Genomic DNA, 18,345 nt, shown 5'->3' with positions numbered 1-18,345 from the left:
AGGTATTTGCCATGATACGTCATACCATAGACTGGAGCGACATGACGGACCGCGCAAACGGAAATCAGTCGGAGTTGGACAGTGCCGAAACGGGACCGGACGGCCCCGAAGTCGAGACAATCGAGGCCTATGAGACCGACGACGGGGTAGTCCTCTACGACGCGCAGAACCCGCTCGCGTGGGTCCAGTCGAGTGCGGCAACGACGCTGGACGACGCGGTGTAAGCCGGTCACGGAACGCTTTTCTCGGCGCCTGCCCGACAACTCACGAGTGAGCGATGACGACGGCCGCTGGCCGAACGAACCGGACGACCCGGGGAGCGCCGACAGTCTCGAACCCGACCCGGAGTCGGATCTGGCCCCCGACGTTCCGGAGGTCACCGTTCCCGAGCCGCCGGGTCCGTCTTCCGGCGACGCGTCGGAGGGCCTCGTCCGGTCGTTTTGGAAACTCGTCGCCATCTTCAACCTCGCCCTCTTTGCAGTCTCGCTTGGCCCGATGCTCGTATTTTTTCGCGGCGAGTGGGTCAACGGTGGGGCCGTATTCCTTCTGGGCGCCGGCGTCTCTTATTATGGCTACGTTCGCTACCGGCGCGCCAGGGCACAGTTCGGCGACGACTGACGGCGGTCCAGAACGGTTACCCGTTCACGTCGACTATAGCGTGTGATGCGCACCGTCCACGACGACTCCGGGACGCGACTGTTGCTGGTCAAGCGGTCCGGCGACTCCAGTCGCGTCCGCGACCCAGAGACTGGCGAGGAGCAGTACGTCCCGAACGACGCGCTGGAGTTCGTTGACGAGTCCCCGCTTGAAACCGCCGCTACCACCGTCCCGGACCCGGCGCGGACGGTACTGACCGCCGTTCGCGACGACCGGGCGCTGGGTCTGTTGCTCGAACTCGACCGACGCGGCCCAGTCGCCGTTCGCGACCTCATGAGCGGCTACGACCTCTGTGAGAGTGATCTGCACGGCCTGCTCGGTGAGTTCCGCGCTGCGGGTCTGGTCGACGAGGCGACTGTGGCCGGCGAACGAGGCTACCGGCTCACCGACAGAGCGGCCGAAGGGCTGACTCACCTTCGGAGCGGCGGCGAGGACGCTTAGTCCGTCGCGGCGTCGGCGACAGCCTCTCGCGTCGCCTCGTCGGGGTCTTTCCGTGCTACTGTCGACCGGTTCGTCGTACCGTCTTTCGAGACCATCACCAGGTCGTCGGCCGCACCGAACAGTTCCTCGTCGTGGCTGACGACGAGAATCTGCTCGACACCGAGGTCGTGCATGTGCCTGACGAGGTCGACGAGCCGTGAGACATGGCCTGAGTCGAGAAAGACCGTCGGTTCGTCGAGAATCAGCGGCGGCATCGGGGCCGCGCCTTCGATGCCCTCTGCCAGGAGCTGATAGATTGCACACCGTAGACTGAGGTTGAACAGTGCGCGTTCGCCCCCCGACAGCTGTTCGGGGTCGAGTGGTCGCCCGTCCTTCTGGTAGACCGTGAGTTCGTACTCGCCGTTGAGTTCGATCCGGGAGTAAGAATCGTTTGCGTAGATCAGGTCGAACGTGTCGTTGAGCATCCGCTCGAGGCTCTCGACGTTGCGCTGGCGCAGTTCCGCCCGCAACTGCCCGTACATCTCCTGTAGTTGCTCGGTCTCGTCGTACAGCGAGTGGAGCCGGTCGACCCTGGCTTCGAGGTCGTCGTGGCGCTCGCGGAGGGTCTCTAGCTCCTCGATTTCCTGTTTGACGCCACCGATCTCGTCGATCAGGTCGTCGCGCTCCTCGCGGAGTTCGTCGAGTTTCGGCTCGACCTGCTCGATGTACTCGACGGCGCGTGCTCTCTCGGTGCGCGCCTGTTCGACCGCCGACTCGTCGAACTCGGCCTGCAGTTCGTCGCGCTGGTCGCGCTTGTCTGCCAGCCGGTCTCGGCGTTCGCCGTTCAATTCGGCCTTGTTGGCCCGTTGCTCGCGCAGGCGCTCCGTCTCGTCTCGGCGGTCGGCGGCTCGTTCGAAGGTCTCGCCGATGGCTTCCAGTCGGTCGAGGCGCTCGCTTATCTCGCTGCGTTCCACGTTGCACTCGGCGACCGCCTCGCGTTCGGCCTCGGCCGCCGCCTCGGCCTGGGTCGCGGCCTCGCGTTTGGCCTCGGCCTCGGCGTTTAGTTCCTCGGCTTCCTCGCGGAGTCGGTCGATCTTTTCGACGGTCTGTTCGAGCCCGTCTTCCTGTTCGTCGACCAACTGCTGGACGTTCTCCAGGTCGTTCCGGAGCGTCCGGAGTTCGTTCTCGCGGTCGACCAGGTCGCTGGCCGCCTCGACCTCGTCTTCGAGCCGTTCGCGTCGCTGTCGGACCGTAACCAGTTCGTCCTGAAGGTCGTCGATGCGCTCGCGGTGGTCGGTGATGGACTCGACGTGAGGTGAGTCTTCGACTGGCTGCCCGCATTCGGGACAGCGCCCCTTCTCAAGAAGGGCCTCGGCCTCTTCGAGCCGTTGCTCTGCATTTTTCAGTTCGGTTTCCAGTTCTTTCTGGCGCTCGCGGGTGTCGTTCAGTTCGTCCGCGAGTTCGTCCCAGTGGTCACTCGCCTCGCCGACTTCGACGGGCGCGTCCTCGAAGGACTCGCGTTTTTGCTCGATATCGGCGTTTAGCTGCTCGATTTGCCCGCGTCGTTTGGTGAGTGTCTCCCGTGTCGCTGCGAGTTCGCTGGCCAGTTTCTCGGCCTCCCCGCGCTTCTCGTCGGCCCGAGCAGCCAGGTCCTCTGCGGTCTCCCGGCGCGACTCTGCTTCGCTCGTGTGTTCGCTGGCCGCGACCCGATGGTCCTCGATGTCGTCACGCAACTGCTCGTCCCGGGCTTCCAACTCGTCGATGGTCTCGGCGACCCTCTGTGCGTCGGGGTCTTCGAGTGCCGACCCGGCCAGCAGGTCGTCTCGTTCGGCCTCTATCTCGTCGAGTTCGGTTTTCAGAGCGCTGAGCCGCTCTCCGAGCCGCTCGCGCTCCCGTTCGGTCGCTTCGATCGTCTCGGTCAACTCCTCGACCTCGGTTTCGAGGGCGTCGAGCCGCTCGCGCTTCTTCTCGTGTTCGTCGAGGATAGCCTCGGCCTCCTCGCGTGTGTTCACCGCCTCCTGTCGGTTCTCGTCGAACCGTTCGATCTCGGCTTCGAGCTCTTTACGCTCGGTCTGGAGCGCGTTCAGCCGCTCGTGCAGGTCTTTGGCTTCTTTCCGTTCGATCTGGGCCGCCAGGTCGTCGAGCAGTTCCCGTTTGCCATCCCGGACGTGTTTGACCCCCAGTCGGGCCTTACTGGCTCGCTCGCGGTAGTCCTCGAGTTTGCCGAGCTGGAGCAGGTCGTCGATCATGTCCTGCCGGTCCGCCGGGGATGCGTTGATGAGCTTGTTCACTTCGCCCTGCCGGACGTACGCGCAGTTGACGAACGCCTCGTGGTCCATCCGGAGCAGTTCCGCGACGCGGCCGCGAACGTCGCGGGCCCCCTCGTAGGTCGTCTCGGGCGTTTCCAGCACGCACTTTGCCGTCGTCGCTCGGTCGTCGGTCACCCGCACCCGTCGCTCGATGTGGTACGAACCGCCGCCGTGAGTGAACCACAGTTCGACGGTCGCGTCCTCTGCGCCGATGGTCACCACGTCGTCTAAGTTCTCGTCAAGGGCACGGGCCCCGTACAGTGCAAAAAAGCAGGCCTCCAGGAGCGAGGACTTTCCACTGCCGTTCAGGCCGTGGATGACCGTCACCCCACTGTCGAGGGCGAGGTCCGCGCTCCCGTAGCATTTGAACTGCTCCAGTCTGATACGCTCGAACTTCATTCGAAGTCACCCAGTGAGGGCTGTCCGTTCCGGTCGCCGTCGCCGTTCGTGTCGGCGTCCGTGCCAACGGCAGTCGACTCCCCGTCGTCCGCGTCGCCGCCGTCGGTTTTTGTCGGTTCCTCGGTCGTCGCCCGTTCGGCCGTCACCGTCGTTTCGCCGGCTTCGTCATCCGGCGAGTCGTCTGTCGCAGGCTGGAAGGCGTCGGGGTCGGCATCGTCGAGTATGGCTTGAACGCGGCGTTCGACCTCGTCGGTGACGTTCGAGTCGGCGGTCTTGCTCGCGCGGACGGTCTCGTCGATATCGCGGGCCGCTGGGCTGAGCCCTATCTCGCGAATACGCTCCTCGACCGCGTCGTCGGGGTCCGCGAAGTTCACGTCGATCTCACCGCTGTCGGTGACCTCGCGGTGGTCGGTGACCCGAGCGACCAGCGCCCCCTCTTCGTCGGCGTACTCCTCGATGGTGGCCGGCGCGACCGGGTCGCCCTCGCCCTCGACGTGGACGACGACGACCGCGTCTTCGAGGTCGTGTTGACCGACCCGCTCCCGCACGCGCTCGACGCCCTCCCCCTCGCCGAGTTCGATCTCGACGAAGACGAACTCACGGGTCGAGAGCCCGCGTCGTCGGATCGACACCCGCTCGCCGAACTCGACGATATTGTATCCCCGGTCGTCGCGCTCGTCGGCGCTGGCCCGCTCGGTCGACCCGCAGTATGTGATCCAGGTGTCCTCGATTTCCGCCTTCTGGGGTCTGTGATTGTCGCCGAGCAAGACGGCGTCGAAGTCGACGTTCGACTCCGACAGGAGACGTTCTGTGTCCCAGTCGGCGTAGTCGAACGGCTCGAAGAGGCCGTGAGCGACGAGGGCAGCGTTGGCCCTGTCGTGGGCCTCGAAGTCGTAGTCCAGTGCCTCGCGCTGCGACCGCGGGGCGAAATCGAGCCCGTAGAAGGCTGTGTCCCCGATGATGACTGGGTCGTCGCTCAGTCGCGTCGCGAGGCCGAGCGACTCGAACAGGTCGAGCCACTGGGCGTCGCGTTTCGTCTCGTGGTTGCCGACGATGGCCAGGAAGGGGATGTCGGCAGCCGCCAGGTCCCGCAGTACCGAGAGGGTCCCGAGGATGTCGGGCAGATCCGGTCGGCGGTCGTGAAAGAGGTCGCCCGCGTGGACGAGAGCGTCCACGTCGTCCTCGACGGCATCCTCGGCGACCCGACGAAAAGCGTCGAGGAAGTCCTCGCGTCGCTCGGGTCGGTGGTACTGCCGGTACCCGAGGTGGGTATCACCCGTGTGTATCACCCGCGTCATTTCCAGTAGCTTGGGCACCACCCCCTAAAGTGGTTCCGCGACCGGAGTGAAACTGGTCCGACCGAACCGCACGCCGGAAGTCGGTCAGCGCGCTCCGGGCGCGGCGGCCGCGGCGAGCAGCTGCGTGGTCGCCCACGCTCTCGGCCGCATCGATGGCTGCCTCGAGACGGTCGAGCCCGTCTGCATCCAGAAAGTCGACGACGGCCGCGACGGACTCGACGGCGTCTTCGGCCACCGTAACGACTGTTCGATAGTCGTCGTCGGCGAACCAACCGCTGTCGACGGCCGGCGCATCCGCTGGCTGTTCTGCGAGACGTGCGAGAGCCCGCTTGACGGTGTCTGTGTCGGGCACGTGAGTACGTGGTCGCGCCCTAACATTTGAACGCTCGGACAGCCTCCAAGTCGATGTGGAGCGATCAGCGGGACTCGTCGATGGTCAGTGTGTAGATGCGTTTTCGTGCGTCCGAGAAGGAAAATCGCGACTCGACGGCGCCGACCTCTTCGAGTCGGTTCAGCCCGTAGCGGACGGTCCGGGGCGGTAGCAGCGTCTCCTCAGCGAGCTGGCTCTGTGTCAACGTGTCGTTGTACTCCAGGGTCTTCGCGACCAGTTTGGCACTGGGCGGGAGCTCGCGCACCGCGTCCCAGTTCCCGGCGTCGGCGTCCGTACCCGCGGACTCTGAGGCACTCATATCACCCGAACATTTCGCATACAGGCTAATAATATTTCCTGTTCTATTTTATTCCCTGTGGTAATCGTCAGAACACGGGATCGGTGCCGTCAGGCCTGCTCCGCTGCTTGTGTCTACCCGAAGTCTCTTATTACTACATCTCCTATCTTTTGTCAATGACTGACACCGTGGAGAATGTCGAGTTACCATACGACGAGGATGCCTCTCAACAGGAGAAGATCAACGCTCTCCAAGAGCGCCTCGAGGTCCTCGAATCGCAGAACGAGGAGATGCGCGACAAGTTGCTGGACGCGAACGCGGAGAACAACAAGTACCAGCAGAAACTCGAACGGCTCACTCACGAAAACAAGAAGCTCAAACAGTCCCCACTGTTCGTTGCGACGGTACAGGAACTCACCGGCGAGGGCGTCATTATCAAACAGCACGGCAACAACCAGGAAGCTCTGACGGAGGTAACCGACGAGATGCGAGCGGACCTCGAACCCGATAGTCGGGTCGCCGTCAACAACTCCCTCTCGGTCGTGAAGTCCCTCGACGACGAGACTGACGTTCGCGCCCGTGTCATGCAGGTCGACAAGAGCCCCAGCGTGACCTACCAGGATATCGGCGGCATCGAGGACCAGATGGAGGAGGTCCGCGAGACCGTCGAGATGCCGCTCAAGAACCCCGAGATGTTCGAGGACGTGGGAATCGACCCGCCGAGCGGTGTCCTGCTCCACGGCCCGCCAGGAACGGGGAAAACGATGCTTGCGAAGGCGGTCGCGAACCAGACGGACGCAACGTTCATCAAGATGGCCGGCTCCGAGTTGGTGCATAAGTTCATCGGTGAGGGGGCGAAGCTCGTTCGGGACCTGTTCGATCTGGCCCGGCAGGAGGAACCTGCCGTCGTCTTCATCGACGAAATCGACGCCATCGCCGCCAAACGCACCGAATCGAAGACCTCCGGCGACGCCGAGGTCCAGCGGACGATGATGCAGTTGCTCTCGGAGATGGACGGCTTCGAGGACCGCGGCGAAGTTCGTATCATCGCGGCGACCAACCGCTTCGACATGCTCGACCGCGCGATTCTCCGCCCCGGCCGCTTCGACCGCCTCATCGAAGTGCCCAAGCCCAACGCCGAGGGCCGCGAACAGATTTTCCAGATTCACACCCGCGATATGAACGTCTCCGACGACGTGGACTGGGCAGCACTGGCCGAGATGGCCGAGGAAGCGTCCGGCGCCGACGTGAAAGCGGTCTGCACCGAGGCCGGGATGTTCGCCATCCGGGACGACCGGACGGAGGTCCGTACGACGGACTTCGAGGAGGCCTGGGAGAAGATTCAGAGCGAAACCGACGAGGAAGAGGAAGTCTCGAAGACGTTCGCGTAATCACGAATCTGTTCTCAGAGGTCGGGGTTCTGACATCGAGACGAGACCAACAGACAGTCCCGATAGAACTCGTCACAGAAGTAGAGTCACACTGTCCGTATCGAATCGGAGATGTCGCGCCACGGGGACTCCGAGTTCGTCGCCGTCACAGCATCGAGAAGATGAGAAACGGAACGACGAACAACAGCACGAACATTACCACGAGGATGAGGCCGTAGCCGGCGACCGTTCCACCGATGGTGAACCACGATGGATGCTTGAATTTCTCGATGAGGTCGTCCATAGCCATAACCATCAGATTCGGGGCGTGGAATTTAGTTGTACCGACTCGGTTCAGGCGAGAATCTCGGCGATGCGGCGTGGCTCGCCGGACAGCCCCGGATTTTCGGCGACGATTTTCAGCACTTCGTGGTCGGTCACGTCGGGATAAGACTTGCCGATAGCGTCCTCGATGAGGGATTTCTCCAGGCGGAACTCGGTGCCTTGATACACGACGTCGACACCTTGTTCGTCGAAAGAAAGCGCCGTCATAGAGTTCTGTTATGCCGTCGTCGGTAAAAAACTGCGCGGTGTCACAGTTAGCTATCCGGACCCGCCGGTACTGACGCCGTCACAGCGTCAGACGTCCGTCAGACGTTTGCCCCCGATTTTAATACCGGTCCCGACGGTAGTCCGAGTGTGCCGCTGCGCTCGGACCTCCTAGACGAACTGCAGATTCCAGACGGGACTACCGTCGAGGAACACGACCTCGTCACCGACGGGGACGTGATCGTCGGCGGTCAGAGTACCGTCGAGTTCGGCGTCCGCGGGCACAACGTCATCGCCGGCGAACGCGTCCGCTTCGGCGGCGATATCGAGGCCGAAGGCGACTGTCGACTCGACATGTGGAGCGACGTAGCCGGGAACGTCCTCGTCGGCGAGAACGCGTACATCGGCGAGCGCGTCCACGTCGGTGGGCAACTGATGGTCTCGGGCGACCTCGACATCGGCGACGACGTCGACATCGAGGAGGGGTTCGAGGCCAGCGGCTGGATCGTCATCCGCAACCCGATGCCGACCATCGTCTTCCTCTTCGTGTACCTCTCGCACCTCCTCCGAATCGGCGAGGAGGAGACCGCGAACGAAGTCGCCTCCGAGGTGCTGGGCGAGGACAGCGCCGACTGCGACCCAGTCCTGATTCCCCGGAACGGAAGTGTCAGCGACGACGCCTGGCGTGTCTCGACTCCGGCCACCGTCGGCGACGACTGCCGACTGCACGGCAACCTCCGTGCGGAACGGCTGGCCGTCGGCGAAGACACCGTCGTCTTCGGGAGTCTCCGCGCCAGGTCCGACATCCACGTCGGGACGGGCACGGAGATCAAAGGCGACGTGACGACCCGCGACGGCACCGTCAGCGTCGGCCCGGGCGTCACCGTCTGGGGCGACATCTCGGCGACCGACGTGCAACTGCACGATGACGCCACCGTCGAGGGGTCCATTCGTGCGCGCGGCGAGGTGACGATGCTGCAATCGGACTCCGGAACTGGAGCGCCGGAGGCCGACGACTCGGCCGAAGAGGCCGAGGAAACGGGCGACTCGGCCGTCCAGTCCGGAGACGACGACACAGCCGAGGACACCGAGCGTGTGACTGTGCCCGAGGAGGGCGACGCGGATGTAGAACGTGTGACTGCCGAGGACCCGGAGGGTGAGCGTGTGACTGTCCCCGAAGATGGGTCCGACACCGACGATGACTACCGCGAGAACGGCCACGAGGCCGGTCTCGCGGAGTAGATCGGCTCATTCTGTCGGCGACGAGCGCCGAGGACGACCGGTAGGAAGGTCGAGCAACACGACCAACGGCGTCTGAGGAACCGAAAGCCCCTTCCACGCATCCCGGGTAGCAGGGGGCATGCTATCGGTCGCACTCGCCGGCAAGCCAAACGCCGGCAAGTCGACGTTCTACACGGCCGCGACCAGGGCCGACGTCGACGTGGGCAACTACCCCTTCACCACCATCGACGCCAACCGCGGCGTCAGCTACGTCCGGACGGAGTGCCCCTGCCTCGGACGCGAGAAGCGCTGTGGCGACGAACACTGCCGGGACGGCAAGCGATACGTCCCCGTCGAACTGCTCGACGTGGCCGGTCTCGTCCCCGGTGCCCACGAAGGCAGAGGACTGGGTAACCAGTTCCTCGACGAACTCTCGAACGCCGACGCGATCCTGAACGTCGTGGACGCGTCGGGCGGCACCAACGAAGAGGGCGAACCTGTCGAGGTGGGCGAACACGACCCCGTCGAGGACGTGGACTTCGTCGAGGAAGAGATGGACCTCTGGCTGGCGAGCATCGTCGAGCGCAACTGGGAGTCGGTCGAACGACAGTCGCGCTCGCCGGACTTCAACATCGACGAGTCGCTGGCGGAGCTGCTCACCGGCGTCGGCGCGACGGAACTGGACGTGGCCCGCACACTTCGAGAACTCGATTACCCGGAGGACCCGATTCAGTGGACCGACGAGCACCGGGAGGCACTGGCCCGGCAGATCCGCCAGCGGACCAAACCCATCGTCGTCGTCGCCAACAAGGCCGATATCGCGCCCGAGGGCAACGTCGAACACCTCCGGGCGGCCACCGAGTACGTCGTCCCCGCGACCGCCGACGGCGAACTGGCGCTGCGCAACGGCGCGGAAGCAGGCATCGTCGACTACGACCCCGGCGACCCGGACTTCTCCATCGTCGGCGACGTGAGCGACCAGCAGGCCGAGGGACTCGAACGCATCCGTGAGGTCATGCAGGAGTGGGGCGGAACGGGCGTCCAGCAATCGCTCAACACGGCCGTCTACGACCTGCTGGATCACCTGACAGCCTACCCCGTCCAGAACGAGAGCAAGTGGACTGACGGCACCGGGAACGTGTTGCCCGACGCCCACCTGTTACCACGGGACTCGACGCCGACAGACCTGGCCTACGCCGTTCACTCCGACATCGGCGACGGCTATCTCCACGCGGTCGACGCGAAAAACGGTCGCAAGATTGGTGACGACCACGAACTCGAAGAGGGCGACGTCGTCAAAGTTGTCAGCTCTGCAAAGTAATCAGACCTCTGCGATTTCGACTTTTCCTGCGGCCCGCTGCTGTCGCGAGGCGAGCGTGTCCAGCACCCGCTGGAGGTACTCGCTGTGGTTCACGTCGCCGAGCACGCAGGCCCGTGCCCAGTCGGCGTCGATGACGTACGACGCCGTGGGCACGGACGCCTCGCCGGAGTGGATGTGAACTGTCAGTTGCGGCCGGCCCGCGCCGTCGCGGACCGCCAACAGGTACGCACCTGCGACGGCCGCGACCTGCTCGGTCACGGCGCCCGGGTCGTCCGTGTCCTCGACACGATAGCCGAGCGACATCGCGTCGTCGGAGACGACCAGCGATTCGAGTTCCGCCTCGGTAACTTCCAGTGCGTTGGAAATTGCTCTCTGAAACGTCGGCATGTGACCCCTTCCCGTACGTGTATCGAGAGTCTACTCCCCGGTAGGGGTGATGCCGGGTATAGCCCCTCATTTTTAAGAAAGTTGATTATTACAAACGGGACGAGTCGGAAAGCAATTCCGCCGCCTCGTGGTGCTGGCCGACTCGGCAGTTTCGAGGGCGGCGAGGTGGTAGTGGCGGTTATCTAGCTGCGACGGCCGCCTGGTCCATACTCTCCAGTGCCGTCTTCAGCGTCTCCACGTTGACGGCGTAGGAGATGCGTGCGTAGCCCGCCCCGTGTTCACCGAACGCCTCGCCGGGGACCACCACGACACCACGGTCGACCACCTCGTCGACGAACCCGTCCGGGACCTGCGGCATCGCGTAGAACGCGCCCTCGGGCGTCGGGCAGTCGAGCCCGATGTCGGCCAGTCCGTCGAGCAACACGTCCCGACGCTCCTCGAAGGCCGCAACCATCTCCTCCATCGGGTCTCGTGGCCCCGACAGGGCGGCCTCGGCGGCGTGCTGGGAGACGGCGGTCGCACAGGCCTGGCCGTACTGGTGGGCCCGGAGCATCCGTTCGATCCGGCGCTCGCTCGAAGTGATCCAGCCGAGTCGCCAACCCGTCATCGAGTAGCTCTTCGAGCACGCGCCGACGACGGCGACGTTGTCCGTCTCGGCGTACTCGAGCGGCGACCGGTGTTCACCGTCGAAGACGATGTCTTCGTACACTTCGTCGGAGAGACAGAGCACGTCGTGTTCGTCGGCGATACGAGCGAACTCGCGCATATCCGCCGGTGACTGGACCGCACCCGTCGGGTTCGCCGGAGAGTTCACGACGAACACCGCCGTGTCGTCGCTGATGGCCTCCTCAACCGTCGCGGGGTCCATCGTCAGGTCCGCCCGGAGCGGGACCGGATTCGGGTCGCCGCCCGCGATGTGGGTCAACGCCTCGTAGGAGACGAACCCGGGGTCGGGGTATATTACCTCGTCGCCGGAATCGACGTGAGCCTCCAGCGCGATGTGGAGGGCCTCGCTGCCTCCGGCGGTCGCGACGACGTGTTCGGGGTCGACGTGGAGGCCGTAGTCGCGGTCGTACTTCTTGCTGATAGCGTCCCTGAGTTCGCGCGTCCCCTTGTTGGAGGTGTACGCGTCTGCGTCGCCCGCTTCGATGGCGTCGATGGCCGCGTCCCGAACGTGGTCTGGCGTGGGGAAGTCCGGCTGGCCCAGTCCGAGGTTGATTGCATCCTCGCCGGCGGCCTCAAACACCTCGCGGATGCCCGAGATCGACACCTGCTCGATCCGTTGTGAGAACTCCGTCATATCATATTCGCGGGGACCGACCCCGATAATTCCCCCGGCTCGCCGCTCGTCCGGACGGCTCATTGAGTTCCTCCCACCCGTGAACGGGTGGGCTTCCGCTCGCTACGTGTCACGAGCCTCGTCGAGGTCCTCGATGTGCCCGCGGAGTCGCTCCAGCGCGATGTCGGGGTTCATGTAACCCTGGTCGTACTCCTCGAACACGGTTTCGGCTTCGGCGAGGAACGCTTCGACGGCGGCGTCGGTGTCGGTCATACGAGTCCCTGCGAGCGGCGGGCGGGTGAAGGTTGCGAAGGCGGGTCGAGCGTGTAAAGAGACACTACTGGAAGCCAATGGGATAGGCCTGTGAGCTCTCGTCGCCGGCCTGTCCCATCTGCTGAGCGAGTTGCTGGCGGACCTGTGCGATCTCTTCGGTATAGTCGACCAGTTTCTGGGTGTCGACCTCGATTCCAGCGACAGGCGCGACGGCGCCGAGGGGCAGTTTGCGCGCGGCCTCAGAGTCGGGGAGCTCCGCGTTGGACTCGACGACGAACCCCAGGCTGTCGAGACCGTTCTGTTCCGCCCGCGAGAGCAGGTTGCCGGCGTCCCCGGTCGCAATCCCGTGAAGCGCTAGCAGGCCGTCCTTCTCCGCCGGGAGGCCACTGAGATACAGTGGCAGGGCGTCCTGCTCGTCGAGCCACCGCGAGAGACAGGCTGCAAACTCCGTCGCGTCGCTGGGCGAGACTGGGACGTCGCTCTGGATGCGAGCCGGTCTCGCTCGTGGTCGGCATAGGTTCGGACTGGCGGCTCGACAGCGGGGTCGCCCCCGTGGGAGACGGCCACGTCGGGCAGTCCCTCACACCGACAGACGGCGTGGTAACTCATATTTAGCGTGTCGACGAGGTGGTCGGTGGCAATCTTCCCGACGAGACCGGCACCCAGCAGCCCCTCGGTCAGTACCAGGGGTTCAAGCGCGCGGTCGTTACGGAGTTCGACGTATGCTCTGACCGACCATCCGACAGGTACGTACAAAACGTCGCCGGAGAGGAGTGCAATCGGGCTGGCGACCGACTGGCACGGAGAGGTGGACGGTGGCTCTTTCCGGCGGCGATTCCGCGAATATTATGTACAACTGTGCAGAAGAATTGCGTGATGATCCTCGGGGAACGGGATCCGGAAGTGAAGGCTGGGGTACAGGGCGTGGACATGTCCGGGCAGACGGTGTTGGTGACCGGGTCGACGAACGGACTCGGTCGACAGGCCGCTATGGCGATAGGACGGCTCGGGGCTGATGTGGTCGTCCACGGCCGCGACCGGACGGCCGGAGAGAGCGCAGTCCGGGAGCTGGCGGACCTCGGGTCCGACGCGCAGTTCGTCTCCGCCGACTACGCGTCGGTCGAGGACGTGCGCGAAATGGCCGACGACGTCCGCGAGTCGGTCGACGAGATCGACGTCCTCTGTAACAACGCCGGCGGACTGTTCGACGACAACGAGACGACGGAACTCGGCCTGGGGAAACATTTCCACATCAACCACCTCTCGCCGTACCTGCTCACGACGGAGTTGCTCGACACGCTCGCGCCGGAGGCGCGTATCGTCACGACGTCCTCCATCGGCCACCGCGTCTCCTCGCTCAACCTCGACGCCCTGATCGAGCCCGGGCCGTTCTCCGAGTGGGCAGCGTACTGTCGGTCGAAGCTGGCGAACATTCACTTCTCGAACGAACTGGCCAGGCGACTGGCGGCCGCCGGGAGCGACGTCACGTCGAACTCGTTCCACCCCGGCATCATTCCCGGGAGCGAGTTCTCGCGGGCGCTTCCAGGTCCGATCCAGCAGTTCGGCGACCTCCTGGGCGAGGTGCCGCTGACCGACTCACCCGAAGACGGGGCAGCGACGATGACGTACCTCGCCGCGTCTGATTCCGTCGACGGCGTCACTGGCGAGTACTTCGCACGCTGTCGCCAGCGCCGCCCGGCGCCCGACGCCCGCGACGAGACAGCCCAGCGGGACCTCTGGAAACGCAGCGCCGACCTGCTCGACATCCAGGAGCCGCTCGCCGAGTACGCCTGACTGCAGGCAGAAGGCGTCCGCTGTGTCGCCTTGGAACCAGTGACGGGATGGCCGTCGTCCGCGACCCACGGGAACGTTTTGTGTCCCCGGCTCGTAAATTCGGGTATGGGTCAGATTACCCTCTTTACGACGTCGGAGTACGAACCACAGGCGTTCGACGCCGTCCTGTTCCGGGACAATCTCGTTGTTTGCGTGCGAGCGGACGACGGTCTGGTCCGGCTGGTACCGGTCGACAAGGTCAACCACGTCGACGGGACCGCCGAGAGCATCCTCGTCGATGCCGAAATCCCGGAGTCGTTCTACGGTGGAGCCGAGTACGGCTTCGCCGACACCGAACAGTTCCCCGACCTGCAGGCGCATCTTGAGGACCTGCAGGGCGAATCGTACTGAAGTGCTCGGCCACCGCGCCTCGCGGCTCCAGGCGTCTCCGCTCGGCCACCGCGCCTCGCGGCTCCAGGCGTCTCCGCTCGGCCACCGCGCCTCGCGGTTCCAAGCGTCTCCGCTCGGCCACCGCGCCTCGCGGTTCCAAGCGTCTCCGCTCGGCCACCGCGCCTCGCGGCTCCAAGCGTCTCCGCTCGGCCACCGCGCCTCGCGGCTCCAAGCGTCTCCGCTCGGCCACCGCGCCTCGCGGCTCCAAGCGTCTCCGCTCGGCCACCGCGCCTCGATGACCGATGTTTTTACCGGCGGGAGCAAACGAGCGAACGATGGAGGCACTGGAGCGCTACGAACCGCTGATCGACGACTTCGATACGTTTCTCTCGGCCTGCGAGCGCCCGCTGCCGTCGGTAGTTCGCGTAAACACGATCAAAACCGATCCCGACACCGCGCGGGCAGCCTTGGAGGCGGACGGAATCGACGTCGAACCCTGCGCGTGGCACCCCGGACTCTACCGACTCGACACCCAACCGGGGGCCAACTGGCCGTACTACCACGGCTGGCTCCACGGGCAGGAGGAGGTCTCGGTCGTCCCAGCCGCGGTGCTCGACCCTGACCCGGACGACCGGGTGTGGGATGCCTGTGCGGCCCCCGGCAGCAAAACCACACAGCTCTCGGCGCTGATGGACGACCGCGGCCTGCTGGTCGCCACCGACAACAACCTCGGACGCATCTCCGCACTGCGCTCGAACGCGGAGCGACTGGGCGTGACGAACGTCGCCATCACCCGCGAGGACGCGAGGAACCACTCGCTGAAGCCCTGGGAGTTGAAGCAGTACGACGCCGCGCTGGTCGACGTCCCCTGTTCCTGTGAGGGGACGATTCGAAAGAACCCCGACACGCTGGACGAATGGTCGCTCGAACACGTCAAGGGTATCGCCGGGTCCCAGAAGGGTATCCTCCGGCGCGCGGTCCAGACCGTCCGGGAGGGCGGCAGTGTCGTCTACTCCACCTGTACGTTCGCGCCCGAGGAAAACGAGGCTGTCCTCGACCACGTGCTGGCCGAGGAACCCTGCCGACTGGCCGAGTTCGAGTTGCCCCTCGATTACGTTCCGGGCGTCACCGAGTTCGAGGGCAAAACCTTCGACGAGTCGGTCCGGAAAGCGAAACGAATCTACCCACATCACAACGACACTGGCGGGTTCTTCTGTGCGAAACTGGAGGTCGAGGGATGACCGAACAACACGACGGCCAGACGTTCGTCCGTCTCCCGACTGACCCCGCAGGCCGAATCTACGAGGACCAGCCTACCCGCGAGGAAGTGCTCTCTTGGTGGGCCGACCGGTTCGCCGTTCCACGGGACGTCCTCGTCGACTTTTCTTTCTGGGAGAAAGGACGCGGCAAAGTGTGGGCCCTCCACACCGACGCCGAATCGCCCGTCCGGGTGGAAGGTCTCGGCATGAGCGTCCTGCGGACCCGTGGCGACCACTGGAAGCCGACGACGAACGCGGCTCAGCGGTTCGGAGACCGGGCCGACGAGAACGTGCTCCACCTCACCCGCGACCAGGCAGCGGCGTTCGTCGCCGGCGAGGACCAGGAGATCGAGTGGGACGGTGACTGGGGGTACCTGATCGCAACACACGACATCGCCGGGGAGACCGAGCCGCTCGGTGTCGGGCTCTATCTGCACGGGGAACTGCGCTCGCAGATACCGAAAGGACGGCGACGGAACCTGTAGACGGTCGTGAGTTGCAACCGAGTCGCCGCGACGCGTCACACCTCACGTCGGCGAGTCCGAAGTGGAGATAGCTGCCGCCGAGGGGCCTTCAGCTATACCGACTGTTCCGGGTCCCGCCCCCGCTGCCGAAGTGCCGGTGGTATCGCCCCCGTCTGCCGAACCGTCACTGTCGTTTCCGTCGCCGTCGGGTCCAGGCGAGTCCACATCAGTCCGCCCGGTCCGGCCGGCGGTCCAACCGTCCTCGAACCGATGATTACGACGCGCGATACTCGCCGTGTTTGACGCCGAGGAGGAGACAGATCCCGCCGAAGACGAGTGTCGACGGCAGTACCATCATTAGGATAGTACCCGTCGCCATGGGAATCGGCGCGCCGATCAGTCCACCCACACCGACAGCTATCAGTACTGCGAACAGTGCCACCGTTTTCGGCAAATCGAGTTCCATAGCTGGACGCTAGGCAGGAACGAAAATCAGGATTGTGTTTCCGGCCGCCCGGGTCGGGTCAGAGTTCGTGCCGAACCCGCCTCAGCCGTCGCCACCGCTGTCGGCTTTTGGCCGGACGAGGTCGGCCAGCGTCACCAGGATGCCGAGCACCCAGCCCACGGGGGCGGAGATGCCGAACCACATGCCGGCGAAGGCGAGCCCTTCGAGGTCGTACCGTGTCCTCAGGTACGTGTTCACGTCGGCGACGTCGAGCGGGTTCTCCAAGAGCCAGATGGCGAGGCTCTCGCTCCGCGAGAAAACGGCCTCGGCGACCGTTGGCGAGTACAGCGCCGCGACGACCGGCGGGAGGAAGACTCCCGTCATCGCGAACGGCCAGGCGAACGCGACGGTCGTTCCTCGTCCGCCGATCACCCGGAAACCGACCGCGAGTGCCGCGGCGACGATGGCGACGGCCGAGGCGGCCGCGACCGCAAAAAAGCCCTCGGTGAGCCCGTCGAATCGGACGTACGACGCCGCGGTCAGCGCGCCCCACAGCACGACGAACAGGACGACGACACCCACGGTCCCGAGTCGGAGCGCTGCACTGTCCAGTCGCCGGCTCTGAAACCGGAATATGACCCCGAGCAAGACGAGTGGGTAGAGCAGCCCGATGACCGGGATGCCGAGGTAGTACCAGATGTTGTAGGTCACCTTCTCGCGGGCCGTCTTCGGTTGCCACTTTCCGAGAACGGAACTCGAAGCGTTGCGCTGGCGCGGAAAGAACAACTCCATCCAGGTCTCGTGCATCCGCCGGAGATCGAAGCGGATATCATCGACGACACCGCCCGACGCGCGTCCGCGTCCCGCTGCCATACGCGCCAGATTACCACGCGGGGGGCATAATCATTCTGGCCCGAGTCTGACGCACGTCAGCGGGCCCGGATTCGGGACTAGCGACCGTTCGAGGCCGCCTCACCAGGTGTCGGGCGCGAAATCGGGGTGAACGCGGCGGTCACGCTCTCGAATGGCGTCGATGCGGTCGACCGCTTCGGCGTCGAGTTCGAGACCGATGCTCTCCCAGTTGTCCCGGATGTGTGCTTCGCTGGTTGCTTTCGGAATGGTGGTCACGCCTTTCTCACGGAGCCACGCCAGGCTGACCTGTGCCGGGCTGGCGTCGTGGGCCTCGGCGATATCGGTAATCGTGTCGTTCTCGAACACCTGCCCGCGGGCCAGCGGTGAGTAGGCGACCAGTTCGAGGTCGGTCCCGGCGGCGAACTCGCGGAGTTCGTCCTGTGGCAGAAGGGGGTGCAGTTCGACCTGGTTGGCGAACACGGGCATCTCGGCGTGTTCGCGGGCCTCCTCGACGTGTTCGGGCTCGAAGTTCGAAACGCCGAAGCGTTCGATTTTGCCCTCGTCGAAGAGCTGATTGAACGCGCTGATCGTTCCCTCGGGGTCGTACTCGCCGGAGGGCCAGTGGATGTACAACAGGTCTACGTGGTCGACACCCAGTCGCTCCAGGCTGTTCTCGGTGGTTTCGATAACGTCGTCGTGGGAGAGCTCCGAAATCCACACTTTGGTCGCGAGGAACACGTCCTCGCGGTCCACGTCGGCCTCGGCGAGGCCGCGACCGACAGCTTGTTCATTTCGGTACGCCTGCGCGGTGTCGATGTGTCGGTAGCCCATCTCCAGAGCGGTCCGGACGCTCTCTGCACACTGGTCGGCGTCGTCGTTCTCCCAGGTGCCGAGACCGAGTATGGGCATACCGCTAGATCGTGGAACGCCTTCGGCGTCGAGTCGGGGAGGCATAGTCACCGGAGGAAGGGCGGCCGCGTGCAAAGTCGTTGTGAAACCGGCACTGACCTA

At 64.8% G+C, this 18,345-nt stretch carries 22 protein-coding genes and 1 pseudogene; 10 read left to right on the top strand and 13 right to left on the bottom strand.

The window, feature by feature from the left end; all coding sequences use genetic code 11:
• Positions 1–11 precede the first annotated feature (11 nt).
• From Q0964_RS16775 to Q0964_RS16765, 3 genes are read left to right on the top strand one after another with little or no spacing between them, the layout of a single operon-like run.
• Positions 12–224, top strand: a complete 213-nt coding sequence (locus Q0964_RS16775) for a DUF7331 family protein (protein ID WP_299269926.1) — start codon at positions 12–14, stop codon at positions 222–224.
• Positions 225–270: 46 nt separating this feature from the next.
• Complete coding sequence (locus Q0964_RS16770) at positions 271–618, top strand: DUF7322 domain-containing protein (RefSeq protein WP_299269923.1); 348 nt, start codon at positions 271–273, stop codon at positions 616–618.
• 45 nt (positions 619–663) lie between these two features.
• Positions 664–1,098: a DUF7346 family protein gene (locus Q0964_RS16765; protein ID WP_299269920.1), complete on the top strand. Its 435-nt coding sequence runs from the start codon at positions 664–666 to the stop codon at positions 1,096–1,098.
• Here the strand turns inward: Q0964_RS16765 and rad50 are convergent.
• The 4 genes from rad50 to Q0964_RS16745 all read right to left on the bottom strand — a co-directional run bounded on the left by rad50 (position 1,095) and on the right by Q0964_RS16745 (position 5,772).
• A complete protein-coding gene (gene rad50, locus Q0964_RS16760) occupies positions 1,095–3,785 on the bottom strand; it encodes a DNA double-strand break repair ATPase Rad50 (RefSeq protein ID WP_299269917.1) in 2,691 nt (896 codons plus the stop codon). The genes Q0964_RS16765 and rad50 overlap by 4 nt on opposite strands.
• Positions 3,782–5,083 (bottom strand): DNA double-strand break repair protein Mre11, encoded by a 1,302-nt coding sequence (gene mre11 / locus Q0964_RS16755; RefSeq protein WP_299269914.1) that lies wholly within the window; start codon positions 5,081–5,083, stop codon positions 3,782–3,784. Before mre11 ends, rad50 begins: the two co-directional genes overlap by 4 nt.
• Entirely contained in the window at positions 5,058–5,435 is a 378-nt protein-coding gene (locus tag Q0964_RS16750) for a DUF7966 family protein (protein WP_299269912.1), read from the bottom strand. Before Q0964_RS16750 ends, mre11 begins: the two co-directional genes overlap by 26 nt.
• 64 nt (positions 5,436–5,499) lie before the next feature.
• The gene (locus Q0964_RS16745; RefSeq protein WP_299269909.1) at positions 5,500–5,772 is read right to left on the bottom strand and encodes a MarR family transcriptional regulator; all 273 of its coding nucleotides are present in this window, start codon (positions 5,770–5,772) and stop codon (positions 5,500–5,502) included.
• A 155-nt stretch (positions 5,773–5,927) separates the two neighbouring features.
• Between Q0964_RS16745 and pan1 the strand changes: the two genes are divergently transcribed.
• Positions 5,928–7,142 (top strand): proteasome-activating nucleotidase Pan1, encoded by a 1,215-nt coding sequence (pan1, locus tag Q0964_RS16740; RefSeq protein ID WP_299269906.1) that lies wholly within the window; start codon positions 5,928–5,930, stop codon positions 7,140–7,142.
• Positions 7,143–7,287: 145 nt separating this feature from the next.
• Here pan1 and Q0964_RS16735 read toward each other — a convergent pair whose 3' ends face one another.
• The gene (locus Q0964_RS16735; protein ID WP_299269949.1) at positions 7,288–7,431 is read right to left on the bottom strand and encodes a hypothetical protein; all 144 of its coding nucleotides are present in this window, start codon (positions 7,429–7,431) and stop codon (positions 7,288–7,290) included.
• Positions 7,432–7,475: 44 nt separating this feature from the next.
• Positions 7,476–7,673 (bottom strand): DUF5800 family protein, encoded by a 198-nt coding sequence (locus tag Q0964_RS16730; protein ID WP_299269903.1) that lies wholly within the window; start codon positions 7,671–7,673, stop codon positions 7,476–7,478.
• A gap of 147 nt (positions 7,674–7,820) precedes the next feature.
• On the opposite strand from Q0964_RS16730, the gene Q0964_RS16725 reads away from it, so the two are divergent.
• The gene (locus Q0964_RS16725; protein WP_299269900.1) at positions 7,821–8,912 is read left to right on the top strand and encodes a polymer-forming cytoskeletal protein; all 1,092 of its coding nucleotides are present in this window, start codon (positions 7,821–7,823) and stop codon (positions 8,910–8,912) included.
• 118 nt (positions 8,913–9,030) lie between these two features.
• Positions 9,031–10,212: a redox-regulated ATPase YchF gene (locus tag Q0964_RS16720; protein WP_299269897.1), complete on the top strand. Its 1,182-nt coding sequence runs from the start codon at positions 9,031–9,033 to the stop codon at positions 10,210–10,212.
• Here Q0964_RS16720 and Q0964_RS16715 read toward each other — a convergent pair whose 3' ends face one another.
• The 4 genes and pseudogenes from Q0964_RS16715 to Q0964_RS16700 all read right to left on the bottom strand — a co-directional run bounded on the left by Q0964_RS16715 (position 10,213) and on the right by Q0964_RS16700 (position 12,907).
• Positions 10,213–10,599 (bottom strand): DUF8159 domain-containing protein, encoded by a 387-nt coding sequence (locus tag Q0964_RS16715; RefSeq protein WP_299269895.1) that lies wholly within the window; start codon positions 10,597–10,599, stop codon positions 10,213–10,215.
• 178 nt (positions 10,600–10,777) lie between these two features.
• On the bottom strand, positions 10,778–11,899 hold the full coding sequence (locus tag Q0964_RS16710) for a pyridoxal phosphate-dependent aminotransferase (protein WP_299269892.1): 1,122 nt from the start codon (positions 11,897–11,899) through the stop codon (positions 10,778–10,780).
• A gap of 102 nt (positions 11,900–12,001) precedes the next feature.
• Positions 12,002–12,151, bottom strand: coding sequence for a hypothetical protein (locus tag Q0964_RS16705; protein ID WP_299269890.1), 150 nt, complete (start codon positions 12,149–12,151; stop codon positions 12,002–12,004).
• A gap of 64 nt (positions 12,152–12,215) precedes the next feature.
• Positions 12,216–12,907: pseudogene (locus Q0964_RS16700) on the bottom strand (proteasome assembly chaperone family protein).
• A gap of 120 nt (positions 12,908–13,027) precedes the next feature.
• On the opposite strand from Q0964_RS16700, the gene Q0964_RS16695 reads away from it, so the two are divergent.
• The 4 genes from Q0964_RS16695 to Q0964_RS16680 all read left to right on the top strand — a co-directional run bounded on the left by Q0964_RS16695 (position 13,028) and on the right by Q0964_RS16680 (position 16,058).
• Positions 13,028–13,945 carry an SDR family NAD(P)-dependent oxidoreductase gene (locus tag Q0964_RS16695; protein ID WP_299269887.1) on the top strand — a complete coding sequence of 306 codons (918 nt, stop codon included), beginning with the start codon at positions 13,028–13,030 and terminating at the stop codon, positions 13,943–13,945.
• A gap of 105 nt (positions 13,946–14,050) precedes the next feature.
• Positions 14,051–14,335, top strand: a complete 285-nt coding sequence (locus tag Q0964_RS16690; protein WP_299269884.1) for a hypothetical protein — start codon at positions 14,051–14,053, stop codon at positions 14,333–14,335.
• A gap of 314 nt (positions 14,336–14,649) precedes the next feature.
• Positions 14,650–15,555: an RsmB/NOP family class I SAM-dependent RNA methyltransferase gene (locus Q0964_RS16685; RefSeq protein WP_299269881.1), complete on the top strand. Its 906-nt coding sequence runs from the start codon at positions 14,650–14,652 to the stop codon at positions 15,553–15,555.
• Positions 15,552–16,058: a DUF7122 family protein gene (locus Q0964_RS16680; RefSeq protein WP_299269877.1), complete on the top strand. Its 507-nt coding sequence runs from the start codon at positions 15,552–15,554 to the stop codon at positions 16,056–16,058. The genes Q0964_RS16685 and Q0964_RS16680 overlap by 4 nt, the downstream gene beginning before the upstream one ends.
• A gap of 253 nt (positions 16,059–16,311) precedes the next feature.
• On the opposite strand, the gene Q0964_RS16675 is transcribed toward Q0964_RS16680, so the two are convergent.
• The 3 genes from Q0964_RS16675 to Q0964_RS16665 form a co-directional block, all read right to left on the bottom strand.
• Positions 16,312–16,503, bottom strand: coding sequence for a DUF7333 family protein (locus Q0964_RS16675; RefSeq protein WP_299269875.1), 192 nt, complete (start codon positions 16,501–16,503; stop codon positions 16,312–16,314).
• Between the two features lie 81 nt (positions 16,504–16,584).
• Positions 16,585–17,355 (bottom strand): hypothetical protein, encoded by a 771-nt coding sequence (locus tag Q0964_RS16670; protein ID WP_299269872.1) that lies wholly within the window; start codon positions 17,353–17,355, stop codon positions 16,585–16,587.
• Positions 17,356–17,454: 99 nt separating this feature from the next.
• The gene (locus Q0964_RS16665) at positions 17,455–18,243 is read right to left on the bottom strand and encodes an aldo/keto reductase (protein ID WP_299269869.1); all 789 of its coding nucleotides are present in this window, start codon (positions 18,241–18,243) and stop codon (positions 17,455–17,457) included.
• Between the last annotated feature and the right edge of the window lie 102 nt (positions 18,244–18,345).

Origin of the sequence: Halorientalis sp. (assembly GCF_028275115.1) — an archaeon.
GTDB lineage: Archaea > Halobacteriota > Halobacteria > Halobacteriales > Haloarculaceae > Halorientalis.
The sequence above is the reverse complement of the archived record's forward strand: the minus strand, read 5'-3'. Positions and strand labels throughout refer to the sequence as shown.

What these genes read in the sequence shown, in the direction of transcription:
- Q0964_RS16705 (WP_299269890.1), bottom strand. Translation starts at nt 12,151, where the DNA reads ATGACCGACACCGACGCCGCCGTCGAAGCGTTCCTCGCCGAAGCCGAA.
- Q0964_RS16735 (WP_299269949.1), bottom strand. Translation starts at nt 7,431, where the DNA reads ATGGCTATGGACGACCTCATCGAGAAATTCAAGCATCCATCGTGGTTC.
- Q0964_RS16695 (WP_299269887.1), top strand. Translation starts at nt 13,028, where the DNA reads ATGATCCTCGGGGAACGGGATCCGGAAGTGAAGGCTGGGGTACAGGGC.
- Q0964_RS16690 (WP_299269884.1), top strand. Translation starts at nt 14,051, where the DNA reads ATGGGTCAGATTACCCTCTTTACGACGTCGGAGTACGAACCACAGGCG.
- Q0964_RS16675 (WP_299269875.1), bottom strand. Translation starts at nt 16,503, where the DNA reads ATGGAACTCGATTTGCCGAAAACGGTGGCACTGTTCGCAGTACTGATA.
- Q0964_RS16710 (WP_299269892.1), bottom strand. Translation starts at nt 11,899, where the DNA reads ATGACGGAGTTCTCACAACGGATCGAGCAGGTGTCGATCTCGGGCATC.
- Q0964_RS16665 (WP_299269869.1), bottom strand. Translation starts at nt 18,243, where the DNA reads ATGCCCATACTCGGTCTCGGCACCTGGGAGAACGACGACGCCGACCAG.
- Q0964_RS16775 (WP_299269926.1), top strand. Translation starts at nt 12, where the DNA reads ATGATACGTCATACCATAGACTGGAGCGACATGACGGACCGCGCAAAC.
- mre11 (WP_299269914.1), bottom strand. Translation starts at nt 5,083, where the DNA reads ATGACGCGGGTGATACACACGGGTGATACCCACCTCGGGTACCGGCAG.
- Q0964_RS16745 (WP_299269909.1), bottom strand. Translation starts at nt 5,772, where the DNA reads ATGAGTGCCTCAGAGTCCGCGGGTACGGACGCCGACGCCGGGAACTGG.
- Q0964_RS16680 (WP_299269877.1), top strand. Translation starts at nt 15,552, where the DNA reads ATGACCGAACAACACGACGGCCAGACGTTCGTCCGTCTCCCGACTGAC.
- Q0964_RS16715 (WP_299269895.1), bottom strand. Translation starts at nt 10,599, where the DNA reads ATGCCGACGTTTCAGAGAGCAATTTCCAACGCACTGGAAGTTACCGAG.
- rad50 (WP_299269917.1), bottom strand. Translation starts at nt 3,785, where the DNA reads ATGAAGTTCGAGCGTATCAGACTGGAGCAGTTCAAATGCTACGGGAGC.
- Q0964_RS16720 (WP_299269897.1), top strand. Translation starts at nt 9,031, where the DNA reads ATGCTATCGGTCGCACTCGCCGGCAAGCCAAACGCCGGCAAGTCGACG.
- Q0964_RS16685 (WP_299269881.1), top strand. Translation starts at nt 14,650, where the DNA reads ATGGAGGCACTGGAGCGCTACGAACCGCTGATCGACGACTTCGATACG.
- Q0964_RS16730 (WP_299269903.1), bottom strand. Translation starts at nt 7,673, where the DNA reads ATGACGGCGCTTTCTTTCGACGAACAAGGTGTCGACGTCGTGTATCAA.
- Q0964_RS16670 (WP_299269872.1), bottom strand. Translation starts at nt 17,355, where the DNA reads ATGGCAGCGGGACGCGGACGCGCGTCGGGCGGTGTCGTCGATGATATC.
- Q0964_RS16765 (WP_299269920.1), top strand. Translation starts at nt 664, where the DNA reads ATGCGCACCGTCCACGACGACTCCGGGACGCGACTGTTGCTGGTCAAG.
- pan1 (WP_299269906.1), top strand. Translation starts at nt 5,928, where the DNA reads ATGACTGACACCGTGGAGAATGTCGAGTTACCATACGACGAGGATGCC.